The organism is Rhizobium sp. SYY.PMSO, from assembly GCF_046840415.1.
GTDB lineage: Bacteria > Pseudomonadota > Alphaproteobacteria > Rhizobiales > Rhizobiaceae > Rhizobium.
In genome coordinates, this window is sequence record NZ_CP177350.1 from 921,598 (window position 1) to 934,977 (window position 13,380).

The window sequence follows — 13,380 nt, forward strand, 5'->3', positions numbered from 1 at the left end:
CCGCGTCTCAGCCGATCAGGTTATTCAGGACCTCGATGGGATGCGGGATGGTTCGATGCTCCATCTTGGCGACCTGCGAGCGGCAGGAGAAGCCGGTTGCCATGACCACATCTTGAGTGCCGCTCCCGGCGATCTTGTCTTGCCAGCTCATCGCATAGAGTTTTTCCGAAATAGGCCGATTGCGCAGTTCATGGCCGAAAGTGCCGGCCATGCCACAGCAGCCGACATCGGCCATTTCGAGCTTGATGCCCAGCTTCTCGAACAGTAGCGACCATTGCTTGAGCGCGGCCGGTGCATTCGTTCGTTCCGTGCAATGGGCAAGCAGCGTGAAACGCTCGCGAGGAGAAGCTTTCGGCAGCGGTACTCTGCCGAGATTGGCGGCGAGCCATTCCTGAGGCAGCAGCACCGGTGTCTGCAGCCGCGCAGAGGGCAGGGCGGCATATTCGCCGCGATAGGTCAGCGTCATCGAGGGATCGATGCCGATGAGAGGGATGCCCATTCGCGATATGCGGTCGAGATAGTCCCGCGATTTTGCTGCGGCCTTCTCGAAACGGCCGAGATAGCCATGCACATGCAGGGCCTTGCCGTTTTGCTGCGAGGCGGCCAGCCATGGCTTCATGCCCATCTTCAGCGCGAGCTCGATCATGGCGATGACCACGGCCGGATCGAAATGGGTGGAGAAGACATCGGCGACGACGACGACAGATTGAGCGCGCTCCTCCGCCAAAAGCTTCTCCAGACGCTCCGGCGTGGCGACGCGCACGCCGAGGCGGACGGCTTCCCGCCGCAGCGAGATCGCAGGCATGGCCGGAAGGGCAGTGAGGCCGGCAAGACGCATCAATGACTGACCGGCGTGGGACCCGGTCAACAGATTGTAAGCAGGCCTGATGCGCGCCATCAGCGGCAGGGTGGTCTCGATCGCGGCGACGATCGGATCCTTCAACGGCCTGAGATAACGGCCGTAATAGAGCTCCAGAAACTTCGACCGGAAGGCCGGCACGCTGACCTTGACGGGACATTGCCCCGCACAGGCCTTGCAGGCGAGGCAGGTATCCATTGCCGCCCGCACTTCATGCGAGAAGTCGTCACGATTGCACGGATTGAGCGAATTGAACGTCCGGCGAAGCGCATTGCCGAAGCGGTTGGCGCCACGCTGCGTTTCCGCCTCGCGTCGTGGGTCGACCTGCCGTTCGGCAAGCAGACGCAGCCATTCGCGCATCAGCGCTGCGCGCCCCTTAGGCGAATAGCGCCGGTCGCCCGTCGCTTTGAAGGAGGGACACATCGGGCTTGCGGCGTCGAAGTCGAAACAGGCGCCATTGCCGTTGCAATAGGCGGCATTGTCGAAGGCGGCGCGGATATCGTTGCCGATAACCCGGTCGAAATCGCCGCGCAACGGCACTTCGTCGATCTTGAGCAGCGGGCGGGAGGTGGCCGAGGCGATCTTGCCGGGGTTGAGGCGATCCTCCGGGTCGAAGGCGCTTTTGATGTCCTGCAGGCAGGGATAAAGATCGCCGAAGAATTCCGGCACGTATTCCGAGCGCACGCCCTTTCCATGTTCGCCCCAGAGCACGCCGCCATATTTGCGCGTCAGTGCGACCACGCCGTCGCTGATCTTGCGCACGAGCGGCTGATGGTCGGCACGCGTCAGGTCCAGCGCGGGGCGAACATGCAGCACGCCGGCATCGACATGGCCGAACATGCCGTAATCCAGACCTTCGGCATCGAGAAGCGCCCGGAATTCGCCGATATAGGCGGCCAGATGCTCGGGCGGGACGGCGGTGTCTTCAACAAAGGGCACCGGCCGCACCGGTCCCTCGACATTGCCGAGCAGGCCGACGGCGCGCTTGCGCATGGACCATATCGCCTCGATTTCGGCCCTGTCGCGGGCGACTGTATAGCCCTTGTGACGCGCGGATGAGAGGTCATCAAGGGCGGCGGCGACGTCAGCGAGCTTGCGCTCCAGCTCCTCGCGGTCGTCGGCCAGCAGTTCGACGAGGTTGATGCCGTTGGCGGAGCCGGATGCATCCTCGGGAAAGAAGCGGGCGATACTGGTCCAGACGATGTCGCCCTTCGCCAGGCCAAGCACTTTCTCGTCGACGGTCTCGACCGAGGCCACCTTCAGCGCCACCAGCCGCCGGGCGTCCTCGAGCGCTGTGTTGAAGTCATCGTAGCGGATGTTGATAAGTGCCGCTTCGGCCGGGATCGGCAGAACGTTGAGTTCGGCTTCGGCGATCATGGCAAGCGTGCCTTCCGAGCCGCATAGCACCGCATTGAGATCGAAGCGGCCGTCCTCACGCCTGATATGGGCGAGATCGTAGCCGGTCATGTAGCGGTTGAGCTTCGGGAAGGTGGCCGCGATCAGCTCGCTTTTGTCTCCGGCGATCCCGTCGACGACCCTGTGAATCTCGCCGATCCGATCTTCGCGTGTCTTGATCTTCTCCAGTTCCGCGTCACCGAGAGGACGCGACCACCAGTCGATGCCATCGCAGAGCACGACGCGAAGACCGAGAACGTGATTGCTGGTCTTGCCGTAGAGGCATGAGCCCTGGCCGCAGGCATCGGTCGATATCATGCCTCCGATCGTGGCGCGGTTGGAGGTGGAAAGCTCTGGTGCGAAGAACAGGCCGTGTGGCCTGAGGGCCTTGTTGAGCTGGTCCTTGACGACGCCGGCCTCGACGCGGGCGATCCTGCGCACGGGATCGATCTCCAGAATACGGTTCATGTGCTTGGAGCAATCGACGATGACACCCGATGTCAGCGACTGGCCGTTCGTCCCGGTTCCGCCGCCACGCGGCGCGATGGTCATGTCGGAAAAGGCGGGTTCCGATATGGTTGTTGCGATGATCCTCAGATCGTCGGCGCCGCGCGGATAGAGAAGGGCTGCAGGCTTGACCTGATAGATGGAGTTGTCGGTCGAAGCCACCGTCCGGGCGCCGTCATCGATCTCCACGTCGCCGCGAAAGCCGCGTGCGGCCAGCCGGCGCCCAAAGGCGCCGACCTGCTGCTTGCTGCTGTCTTTCGCCGAAACGAGGCGTGGGAGCATGGTACGAAAGCTTCCGGCGTTTTATCCGGCGACTATCGCCGCAGATCGGCGCAGGCCCGTTCGATGCGATCGAGCGCTTCGATGAGATCGGCTTCCGATGTCGCATAGGAAATGCGGAAATAGGGCGACAATCCGAAGGCCGAGCCGGGCACCACGGCGACATGCGCTTCATCGAGCAGATAGGCGCAGAAATCCGCATCCGTCTCGATGGACCTTCCGGATGGCGTTGTCGTTCCAAGTATGCCGGCGCAGCCCGAGAATGTGTAGAACGCACCTTCCGGCACCAGACAATCCAGTCCTTCGATGGCATTGAGCCGGCTGACGACCAGATCACGCCGGCGCTGGAAGCTTGCCTTGCGACCTTCAAGAAAGTCCTGCGGGCCATTCAATGCGGCAACGGCTGCCGCTTGGCTGACGGAGCATGGGCAAGAGGTCGCCTGGCTCTGGATGACGGCCATGGCCTTGATCAATGCCTTGGGACCGCCGGCGTAGCCGATGCGCCAGCCGGTCATGGCATAGGCCTTGGAAACGCCGTTGACCGTCAGCGTGCGGCTCTTCAGGCTCGGCTCGATCGCGACGGGCGTGGTGAAGCGGAAGCCGTCATAGACGATATGCTCATACATGTCGTCGACCATAAGCCAGATATGCGGATGGCGCAGCAGCACTTCGATCAGCGGCAAATAATCGGCCTGCGAGTAAGCCGCGCCCGAAGGATTCGATGGCGAATTCAGCAGCAGCCAGCGCGTTTTCGGGGTAACAGCCTTTTCGAGCTGGTCCGCCTTTAGGCGAAAGCCGGCCGCGGCATCGCACGGGATCAGCACGGGCACGCCGCCGCAGATTTCGACGATATCGGAATAGGAGGTCCAGTAGGGCGTCGGGATGATGACCTCGTCGCCCGGATTGATGGACGCCATGAAGGCGTTGAACAGGATCTGCTTGGCACCTGTCGCGACGGTGATTTCATCAAGCGCGTAGTCGATGCCGTTCTCGCGCTTGAATTTTCCGGCGATGGCCTTTTTCAGCTCCGGCGTGCCGTCAAGGGCCGTATATTTCGTTTCGCCGCGATCGATGGCGGCCTTGGCGGCCTCCTTGACGTTGTCAGGCGTATCGAAATCCGGTTCGCCGGCGCCGAGAATGATGACGGGCAGGCCTTCCCGCTTCATCGCACTGGCGCGCGCGCCGATCTGGAGAATAGTGGAAACGCCGATGGAAGCGATCCGCGAAGCGGGCTGAAAGCCCGCCTCTTCGATTTTGGTGGCGATCGTCATGGAGCTTACTCGATGTCGAAGGAGACACCCTGCGCAAGCGGCAGGGCCTTGGAGTAGTTCACGGTGTTGGTCGCCCGGCGCATATAGGCCCGCCAGGCGTCGGAGCCGGATTCGCGGCCGCCGCCGGTTTCCTTCTCGCCGCCGAATGCGCCGCCGATTTCAGCGCCCGAGGTGCCGATATTGACATTGGCGATGCCGCAATCGGAGCCATCGGCCGCGAGGAAGCGTTCGGATTCCTGCATGTCGCGCGTGAAGATCGATGACGACAGGCCGGCGGCGACGGCGTTGTGCTCGTCGATAACGGCATCGAAATCGTCATAGGGCATGACATAGAGGATAGGCGCGAAGGTTTCCTCCAGAACCGGGCCTGCCTGTTTCGGCATTTCCACCAGCGCCGGTTTTGCATAATAGCCGTCGGCATGGCCGACATCGATGCGCTCGCCGCCGGTGACGGAACCGCCGTGTGCCTTGGCTTCGGCAATGGCCTTCTGCATGCCGTCGAAGGCTGCCTTGTCGATCAGCGGGCCGACCAGGGCGGAAGAGTGCAGGGGATCGCCGACCGATACGCTCTGATAGGCCTTCTTCAGCCGCGGCACGAGCTGGTCGTAGACGCTCTTATGGACGAACAGGCGGCGCAGCGTGGTGCAGCGCTGGCCGGCGGTGCCCATGGCGCCGAAAGCGATGGCGCGCAATGCCATATCGAGATCGGCCGACGGGCAGACGATGCCGGCATTGTTGCCGCCAAGTTCGAGGATGGCGCGGGCGAAGCGCTTGGCAAGTCGCGGGCCGACCTCGCGGCCCATGCGCGTCGAGCCGGTTGCCGAAACGAGCGCCACCTTCGGGTGATCGACCAGGACTTCGCCGATTGCGCGGTCGCCGATCAGCAGTTGCGACAGGCCCTCCGGCGCATCGCCGAAGCGGGCAAGCGCGCGATCGAGGATCGCCTGGGAGGCCAGCGCCGTCAGCGGCGTCTTTTCGGAAGGCTTCCAGATAATGGCGTCGCCGCAGATCAGCGCCAGCGCCGCGTTCCACGACCAGACCGCGACGGGGAAGTTGAAGGCCGAGATGATGCCGACGACGCCGAGCGGGTGCCAGGTTTCCATCATGCGATGTCCCGGACGCTCGGTGGCAATCGTCAGGCCGTAGAGCTGACGGGAGAGGCCGACGGCAAAATCGCAGATGTCGATCATTTCCTGCACTTCGCCCAGCCCTTCGGAGCGGATCTTGCCGGCTTCGATGGAAACCAGGCGGCCGAGATCGTCCTTGGCGGCACGCAGTTCTTCGCCCAGCAGGCGGACCAGCTCGCCGCGCTTCGGCGCCGGCACGAGGCGCCAGGCGCGGAACGCGGCATGGGCCTTCTCGATCCGCTTTGCCGCTTCATCGGCGGAGACGGTCTTGAGGCTGCCGATCTTGTCGCCGGTGACGGGAGAATAGGAGGGCATGTCGCCCTGCGTGTAGAGAGCCTTGTCGACGCCGAGCTTTTCCAGGATGGCGGCAGCCTCGGCTGCGACGGAGGGGTTCTTTGCTGCGATGTTCATCTTTTGAAACTCCATTTGTCTTTGATCCGGGGTGCGAGCGGCGCGCCTGGCCGCATCGCATCACTCGGCGGCGTCTTGCTTGGATAGGGCCCGCAGGCAGGCGTCGATCGATCCCTGCTCGATGCCGGCATAATGGTCGAATTCGTTCAGCACCTTCATGCCGAGGTCGGTTTCGAAACGCTGCTGGTTCGGGCTGGCAACGAATTCCTGCTGTGCACCGTCTCCAAGGTTGGACTGGAAAATACCGGCGGCGCTGACGGGCAGGAAATCCTCGTAGACGATCGGGTCGAACTGGACGAGGCCCTGGTCGATCAGCGTCTCGATATCGCCATGGTTCGTTGAAGCGGCGTTGCCCTTGGCCGTCAGCGAATAGGTGAAGTAGCCAAGACCTTCGGCACGGATCGTCGACCAATCGTCCGGAAATTCGGCAAAGCTCTGCGCGAGTGCGGCCTCGTAGTCGCGCGCATTCGATCCGTCGGCGGCCGGACGCACGATCTTGCGCGACTGATCCAGCAGCCTGTCATAGAGCGCACGACCCTTCGGCGTCAGTGCAATGCCGCGCTGCTCGATCTCGCCGAAGCGGGCCGTATGCGAGCCTTCTTCCCATGCCCCGCCGGCATTGCGGAAGGATACCGGCTCGTCGAGCGCCTTGAACGAGGTCTGGCGCAGCAGGATCGGGCAGGCACGCGTCGGCGGACCTTCGACAACGGCCTTCGGCGCAATGCCATAGTCGGGCATCAGGGCCTGCACGCGGTCGATATCCAGCGTGCGCGGCGTCAGGTGGTTGATGTGCGGTCCCTTGAACGAGACGACATCGGCAATCAGGCGATGGGCATCATGGAGGCGATGGTACATGGCGGCATCGACATTGGCTTCGTCATGCCAGCGGAAGGTTTCGAGCACTTCGCTGACGAAGTGCTGGGCATCGTCCGTGTTCAAGCCGCCATCGCGTTCGGCCTTCTCGGTGAGCGCAATGGCGCCATCGGTGAAGATGCGGCGTCTGGCGAGAATGTCCGCGGCTGCCCTGCGCAGGTCTTCGTCGGCGATGAGGTCGAGCCGCAGCAGCGAGGTGAAGACGCGGAAGGGATTGCGCTTCAATTCCGCATCGCCGATCGGACGGAATGCCGTGGAATGAACGGGAACGCCGGCGGTCGAAAGGTCGTAATAGCCGACCGGATACATGCCCATGACGGCAAAGACGCGCGCCATCATCGAAAGCTCCGCCGCCGTGCCGAGCCGGATGGCGCCATGCCGCTCCTCGGAGATGCGATCGAGATAATCGGTGGCTTCCAGCCGCTCCTTCAGCTTGGGCTGTGCCGCGAGCGTTTCGTCGTTGACGCGCGCAACCAGCTCCATGAGCGTGCCGTAGGCGGGCACTTCTTCGCGATACATCGCCGACATGGCGGCCGAAAAGGCGCTGCGAATGTCGCTGGTCGAGACGTGATCAGGCTTCATGTGCGATCTCTTCCTGAAAAGCTATGTCATTCCTGTTTGGCAGGATATCTCTTGTCTGGCCGCCAGTCTTGTGAGAGAGAATTCTAACTTGATGCGAAAATGGAATGATCATGCGGCGACGGCTTATCCCGGACATCGTCAATCTGCAGGCGTTCGAATGCGCCGCGCGCCACCAGAATTTTTCGCGTGCCGCGGAAGAGCTCAACCTGACCCAGAGCGCCGTCAGCCGGCAGATCAGCGATCTGGAGCGGCAGACGGGCCTGAAGCTGTTCGAGCGCGTTCGGCAGCGTGTCGTGCTGTCCGAAGCCGGGCTTCGGTTGCTGCCCGAGGTCAAGGACCTGCTGCTGCGCTCGGAGCGCCTGATGATCGGCGCCGTTGCCGCCGGGCAGATGAAATTGTCGCTGAAGGTCGCGACCTTGCCGACCTTCGGCACGCGCTGGCTGGTGCCGCGCCTCGGCCGATTTCTCGACGAGCATGGCGCTGTCGCTGTTACGGTGGAGTCGCGCTCCAAACCGTTCAGCTTCGACGAGGATAATTTCGACCTTGCCATTCACTACGGCCTGCCCGCCTGGGCAGGTGCCGTTGCGACGTTCCTTTGCAACGAAACCGTTCTGCCCGTGGCCAGCCGGGAGCTCGCCGGACGGCTGGATCTGGGCTCGGCGGGCGAGCTGGCGGGTGCTCCGCTGCTTCACCTGACAACGCGTCCGAAGCTCTGGGCCCAATGGTTCGACCTGCAGAAATTGCCAAGCGAGAACGCCTATCCCGGAGCGCGCTTCGACCAGTTTTCCATGATCATCGCTGCGGCCATCGCCGGGATCGGCGTAGCGCTCCTGCCGACCTATCTGATCGAGGAAGAGCTGAAAGCCGGCACCCTTTTGCCCTTGTTCGATCTGCCGATGCCGACGGAGAACAGTTACTACGTCGTCATGCCGGAAAAGAAGCAGACGAACGAGACCGCCATGCTGTTCCAGAACTGGCTGCTGAGCGAGGTCACGCCGCAATCGCAGGCCATGAGCAGCGAGGCATCTCCTTCTATCGATGTCGATCGATAAATTTTAAGCTTGAAATTCTTTCTCGTCAGCGTCACACATTTCCATATCAGGTCGCCGCACATCCACTGTGGAGCTGGCGCGAGGTGAACTCGGGGAGGAGGAAGCCATCATGAAGACGCATCCGCTGAAGGGACCGAACCGCTTGAAGCTCGGCGTTTTTTCCGCAAATGCGGATGGCGGCCTCGCAATAACCGACGTGCCCGAGCGCTGGACTGCCGGTTGGCAGGATAATCTGACCGCGGCGCAGATCGCCGACCGGGCCGGGCTCGAATTCTTTCTGCCGATTGCCCGCTGGCGCGGCTTCGGCGGCAAGAACCGCGTGCGCGAATGGTCGTTCGAGACCTTCACCTGGGCTGCCGCACTTTCTGCCGCAACCGAGCGGATCGGCCTCTTCATGACGGTGCATGTGCCGCTCGTTCATCCGCTTTATGCCGCCAAGTCGCTCGCCACGGTCGACCATATCAGCGGGGGAAGGGCTGGACTGAACATTGTCTGCGGCTGGAACCCGAAGGAATTCGGCATGTTCGGCGTGCCGCTGGTCGAAAAGGGCTACGATCAGGCGGCCGAATGGCTCGAAATCGTCGAAAAGCTCTATGCGTCCGATGAGCCGCTCGACTATGCGGGCAGCTATTACAATCTGAAGGAAGCCGTCAGCCGCCCGGCAAGCCTGCAGGCACCGCGGCCAGTGACGATGAACGCAGCATTTGGCGGCCCCGGTCGCGATTTTGCCGCGGCCCATTGTGATTATCTCTTCACCACCTTTACCGAGATCGGTGAAGCCGGAAAGCATGTGGTCGACATCGCGGGACGAGCGGAAGGAAAAGGCCGGCAGGTCGGCGTCTATACGGTGTGCCATGTGGTTTGCCGCGAGACGCAGGCGGAAGCGGAAGATTATTACACCCGCTATGCCGTGACCATGGCCGATCACGACGCCGTCGACCAGCATATGGCCGGCAAGAAGGAATTCTCGCAATCTCATGATCGCGAAGCTTATGACCGTTATCGGCAGCGTTTTGCCGGCGGTGCCGGCAGCTACCCGTTGATCGGCACGCCGCAGCGGATCGCGGAGGAGATGATTGCGATCGCCGGGCAAGGTTATGCCGGAATTGCGCTGTCCTTCGTCAACTACACGCAGGAGCTTCCCTATTTCTGCGATCGGGTGCTTCCGCTTCTGAAGAAGGCCGGGTTGCGGATAGAGTGAGGGATGGCTGCTTTCCCCGCCTTCACCGGCGCTCGACAGCGGCGTATATGATCGCCTTCCGCTGATCCTGTGGCGAGTCGGCGCATGCCGGCTTTCAGCCCATTTGCATCGCTGCCATTTGCGGGTGCGACATCGTTGCCGCCGCAGCGAGTGTGCATTGCAGCAAAAAACTTGCCCCAAGGGGTTTACAAGCGCGCCATCGGATGGGATTCTTCTGGCGAAGGGTGCCGCTTGATTTGCGGCGGCGCTATTCCCTTCACCCGGATGCCTTGACTTGGGCTCCGGCGCGCTGTGCCTTGCAAGCGCTTAACCGAACATATCGATCCGAGGCCGGAACGCGACGTTTGCGCCGTCTCCGGCTGTTGTCTCATTGCGCCCTGGGCATTGCCTTGGACACAGATAATCGGGCTTTTCATGAGCTTTAAGTCAAAACGCGCCCTTCGCGGCGTTCTGGGTCTCCTTGCCAGCGTCAGTTTGCCGCCGGCGGCCAAAGCCAGCGATTTGATGATCTGGTCGCCGGTCAAGCTGGCGCCGCGAACATACAAGACGACGCTTGGCTTTCGGCTGCCGATGGCCTGGGAGATGAGCGCGGGCATGGATCTTGGGCTTGGCGGAGCGGCCAATGGCAGAATCGTGCGCAGCAGCCGGCTGGCAACGTTCTGGGGAAGGGCAATCGATGACCACAAACGCTTTTCAACCGTGTGGCGCCGTGAAGTCGCGTTGAGGGTCGACACCGTCAACGGTACGGGATCGCTTTGCCTCGAACGTTCGCGAAGCTGGGCGGTCTGGAGCAATCTGGACATGAGCACGTCCCGCTCGCTGAATGTGAACTATGCGGGCGCGCGGAATGCGGGAAACTCCGTTACCGCCACGAACGCAGTGACCGTCGCCGTTCCCTGGACGGGAACGTCCGTATCGGCGATCGGCAATCTGAAGGATGTGGGCAGCATGTTTTCCAGCTCCGTATCGCTGCAGCAGCCATTGACGCCGAATCTCAATTTCTCGGCTTCCTTCGTCGACCCGCAGACCCTGGTGCCGACCGGCAACCTGCGTGTCGACTACCGCATCAAATGGTAGTCCTTCGGTGAGCCTGACCGCCTCCGCCGGCAAGGCACGGAACAAATGCCGCTCACTGAAGTTTAAGGCAGGCAAGGAATCAATCTTGCTCTGAGGTCCCTGTGGCCTTGCGAAGCCTGCTGCTGGTTCAGCTCCCTGCCGGCGGCAGGCTTGGCGATGCGCGACAGGATCAATCGGCTGCGGCTGTGGTGGCGGGGTCCGCCGGCAATCTGGCGGCGACGTCTGCCTCGGCAAGCCGTGCCTTCAGTTTCGACACGGCTTCGTGCCGCACATCCGACCAAGAGGTGGTGAGCGTCCAGTATTCGATATTCAACACGGTCTGGTCGGCTGCCAGGTCGTCGAGGTAGACTTTCGGTGCCGGCGTGCTCTTGATACGACGATCTTCCTTCAGGACGTCCAGAATTGTCTTGCGGGCAAGATCGATGTCGACATTCCCGCCCAGGGTGACGGCCAATGCCTGGCGTCGATCCGGCTCGCGGCTGTAGTTGACGATCGGGGTGTTCCAGAGCGTGGAGTTCGGGGCCATGAGGTAGAGGCCGTCCGCCGTCTTCATCTCCGTGGCAAAGAGCCCGATTTCCTTGATGTATCCTTTGACGGTGGCCGTCTCGATATATTCGCCGACGCGGAACGGCCGCAGGATCAGCAGCATGATTCCGGCGGCGATGTTCTGGAGCGTGCCCTGCAGCGCCAGGCCAACCGCCAGACCGGCAGCGCCGAGGGCGGCGATGATGGAAGCGGTCTGAACGCCGAATTGTCCGAGAACGGTGATGAAGACCAGGATGAGCAGGCTGTAGTGCAGGACGTTCTGGAAGAAGCTTGCCAGCGTCTCGTCGATGCCGCGGATACGCGAGATGACGCGATAGGCCGAGCGGCTGATGATGCCGGCAAGCAGCCAGCCGCCGATCAACAGAATGATCGCGCCGAGAATCGAGAAACCGTATTGCACCGCAAGCGCCGAAGCCTGGTCGAGTGCGGTGCGGGTGGCGACGACGATGTTGGTCGTTTGATCTTCCATTTTAAAACTCCATCTTTTTCAGAGAGCCAAATGAGAAGTCGCAATCTTTGTTCCCGATCTTCGGGTGCATGAATCCCAGCCGTTTCAAGTGATTGTACGGGATAGCCTCCATGCGGAGGCTTCAGACGCCGTGCTTTGCCTGATGTGCGCCCGCGGTGCCGGCGATGGCGGCATAGTGAGCCTTTTTCTGTTCGTACATGCCGAGATCGGCGCGTTTGATCATCGCTTCCATCGTTTCGCCGGGCTGGCTCGTCGCGACACCGACGGCGACGCTGAGCGGCGCGCTGGAATAGAACTGGTTGTTGATCTTCAGCAGTTCGTTGATCGTCTCAACCATCGCTCCGGCCGTGATTTCGTCCGTACCCGGCATGAGAATGGCGAATTCGTCGCCGCCGATCCGGGCTGCATGGTTCGGCAGGGAAACGACGCTGTTCAGCACCTCGCCCATCCGGCGCAGCAACGCGTCGCCGGCATCGTGCCCGCTTTCGTCGTTGGCCTCTTTCAGTCCGTTGAGATCGATGATGATGGCCGAGACCGGCCGCAGCGATTTGCGCTCCAACCTATTGATCTCCTCCATGTAGAAGGCGCGATTGTAAAGCCTGGTCAGGACATCGTGCTTGCCGAGATATTCGAGATAGGCCTCCGCCTTTTTGCGGGCGGTGATGTCGGTGAGTGCAACCTGCACCAGCGACCAGTCGCTCTCAAAACCGGGAAAGACGGAAAATTGCAGCAGAACGTGACGTTCCGATCCGTCGAGGGCATAGTTCAGCACCTCGCGCTGATGGAAGAGGCGGCCGTTCCACAATTCCACCAGTTGCCCGCGGAAATGCTTCTCCATGTCGTCCCGGAACACTTCACCGATCCGGTGATGCAAGGTCTGGCGGTCCGGCGCGCAGAACAGATCGAGCGTCGCCTGATTGACATCGAGCACGCTGATTTCGCTCATGCATTGCTGCACGAATTCCGGATGTACGTCGAGAAACACCTGGAAGTCGACGATGCCGCGATTGCGGATTTCATCGAGCAGAATCTTGATGCGGCTGAAATCCTCGACCCACAGGGATACGGGCGAATGTTCGAACATCCCCTCCGCATAGCGGCGTTGCCGCTCTTCCTGGCGCCTTGCCTCCTCGCGCGCCGTCACGTCCTCGGTGGTCAAAAGCAACCTGTCCCAGGATTCCTCATGTCCCGGAAGGATGACCCCGCGAAGCTGGATATCGAGCCTCTTGCCGCCAAGGGAGTAGTTGATGGCGGTGCCCGAAAATTCGGTTTTGCCTTCCCATAGCGCCACAAGCTCGTTCACATGGCTTCGGAGCATTTCGTCCCGGAAGATCTGGGGAAGGCTTCCCACGAGCGTCTCGAAGGAGGGCGCTTCGAACAGTTCCAGCGTCCTGGCGTTGACGGCAAGGACCTGGATCTTCTGCGAGCAGGCCGCGACGCGCTGCACATCGGCCAGCAAGTAGCTGCGCAGATCCGTCACCCCTTCCGACCGCCAGAGATCGAATTGTTCCTTGACGCCGCTGAAATCCTCCAGCCACATGGCGACAGGCGCGAGATCGAACACTGTGCTGCTAAAATCCTGGGCGTTCATTCCAATTCCCTGCGCCGGCAGTGAAAATCAGTATGAGAAGCACAAAGGCCGGCTGTTCGCTGGGTTCTGCTTAGCGAAGATTTGTAAAGCTTGCGTTGATATCCGCCGATTGGTCAAGCCGCGCGGGCAATAGCGGCCTG

At 61.8% G+C, this 13,380-nt stretch carries 9 protein-coding genes; 3 read left to right on the top strand and 6 right to left on the bottom strand.

What is annotated here, in order from left to right; translation table 11 throughout:
* Nucleotides 1-7: 7 nt before the first annotated feature.
* From ACJJVH_RS22665 to ACJJVH_RS22680, 4 genes are read right to left on the bottom strand one after another with little or no spacing between them, the layout of a single operon-like run.
* Nucleotides 8-3,043 carry an FAD-binding and (Fe-S)-binding domain-containing protein gene (locus ACJJVH_RS22665; RefSeq protein ID WP_412066191.1) on the bottom strand — a complete coding sequence of 1,012 codons (3,036 nt, stop codon included), beginning with the start codon at nucleotides 3,041-3,043 and terminating at the stop codon, nucleotides 8-10.
* A 32-nt stretch (nucleotides 3,044-3,075) separates the two neighbouring features.
* On the bottom strand, nucleotides 3,076-4,311 hold the full coding sequence (locus ACJJVH_RS22670; RefSeq protein WP_412066192.1) for a pyridoxal phosphate-dependent aminotransferase: 1,236 nt from the start codon (nucleotides 4,309-4,311) through the stop codon (nucleotides 3,076-3,078).
* 5 nt (nucleotides 4,312-4,316) lie between these two features.
* Nucleotides 4,317-5,849: an aldehyde dehydrogenase family protein gene (locus tag ACJJVH_RS22675; protein WP_113422742.1), complete on the bottom strand. Its 1,533-nt coding sequence runs from the start codon at nucleotides 5,847-5,849 to the stop codon at nucleotides 4,317-4,319.
* Between the two features lie 60 nt (nucleotides 5,850-5,909).
* A complete protein-coding gene (locus tag ACJJVH_RS22680) occupies nucleotides 5,910-7,304 on the bottom strand; it encodes a VOC family protein (protein ID WP_412066193.1) in 1,395 nt (464 codons plus the stop codon).
* Nucleotides 7,305-7,408: 104 nt separating this feature from the next.
* Between ACJJVH_RS22680 and ACJJVH_RS22685 the strand changes: the two genes are divergently transcribed.
* From ACJJVH_RS22685 to ACJJVH_RS22695, 3 genes are all read left to right on the top strand, one after another.
* Nucleotides 7,409-8,356, top strand: coding sequence for a LysR family transcriptional regulator (locus tag ACJJVH_RS22685; RefSeq protein WP_412066194.1), 948 nt, complete (start codon nucleotides 7,409-7,411; stop codon nucleotides 8,354-8,356).
* A gap of 109 nt (nucleotides 8,357-8,465) precedes the next feature.
* Entirely contained in the window at nucleotides 8,466-9,557 is a 1,092-nt protein-coding gene (locus ACJJVH_RS22690; RefSeq protein ID WP_412066195.1) for an LLM class flavin-dependent oxidoreductase, read from the top strand.
* Between the two features lie 414 nt (nucleotides 9,558-9,971).
* On the top strand, nucleotides 9,972-10,634 hold the full coding sequence (locus ACJJVH_RS22695) for a hypothetical protein (protein ID WP_412065213.1): 663 nt from the start codon (nucleotides 9,972-9,974) through the stop codon (nucleotides 10,632-10,634).
* 169 nt (nucleotides 10,635-10,803) lie between these two features.
* Here the strand turns inward: ACJJVH_RS22695 and ACJJVH_RS22700 are convergent, their stop codons facing one another.
* Both ACJJVH_RS22700 and ACJJVH_RS22705 read right to left on the bottom strand, forming a co-directional pair.
* Nucleotides 10,804-11,649, bottom strand: a complete 846-nt coding sequence (locus ACJJVH_RS22700; protein WP_113357453.1) for a mechanosensitive ion channel domain-containing protein — start codon at nucleotides 11,647-11,649, stop codon at nucleotides 10,804-10,806.
* 121 nt (nucleotides 11,650-11,770) lie between these two features.
* Complete coding sequence (locus tag ACJJVH_RS22705; RefSeq protein ID WP_113370889.1) at nucleotides 11,771-13,240, bottom strand: sensor domain-containing diguanylate cyclase; 1,470 nt, start codon at nucleotides 13,238-13,240, stop codon at nucleotides 11,771-11,773.
* Between the last annotated feature and the right edge of the window lie 140 nt (nucleotides 13,241-13,380).

What these genes read in the sequence shown, in the direction of transcription:
- ACJJVH_RS22695 (WP_412065213.1), top strand. Translation starts at nt 9,972, where the DNA reads ATGAGCTTTAAGTCAAAACGCGCCCTTCGCGGCGTTCTGGGTCTCCTT.
- ACJJVH_RS22670 (WP_412066192.1), bottom strand. Translation starts at nt 4,311, where the DNA reads ATGACGATCGCCACCAAAATCGAAGAGGCGGGCTTTCAGCCCGCTTCG.
- ACJJVH_RS22705 (WP_113370889.1), bottom strand. Translation starts at nt 13,240, where the DNA reads ATGAACGCCCAGGATTTTAGCAGCACAGTGTTCGATCTCGCGCCTGTC.
- ACJJVH_RS22690 (WP_412066195.1), top strand. Translation starts at nt 8,466, where the DNA reads ATGAAGACGCATCCGCTGAAGGGACCGAACCGCTTGAAGCTCGGCGTT.
- ACJJVH_RS22700 (WP_113357453.1), bottom strand. Translation starts at nt 11,649, where the DNA reads ATGGAAGATCAAACGACCAACATCGTCGTCGCCACCCGCACCGCACTC.
- ACJJVH_RS22685 (WP_412066194.1), top strand. Translation starts at nt 7,409, where the DNA reads ATGATCATGCGGCGACGGCTTATCCCGGACATCGTCAATCTGCAGGCG.
- ACJJVH_RS22665 (WP_412066191.1), bottom strand. Translation starts at nt 3,043, where the DNA reads ATGCTCCCACGCCTCGTTTCGGCGAAAGACAGCAGCAAGCAGCAGGTC.
- ACJJVH_RS22675 (WP_113422742.1), bottom strand. Translation starts at nt 5,849, where the DNA reads ATGAACATCGCAGCAAAGAACCCCTCCGTCGCAGCCGAGGCTGCCGCC.
- ACJJVH_RS22680 (WP_412066193.1), bottom strand. Translation starts at nt 7,304, where the DNA reads ATGAAGCCTGATCACGTCTCGACCAGCGACATTCGCAGCGCCTTTTCG.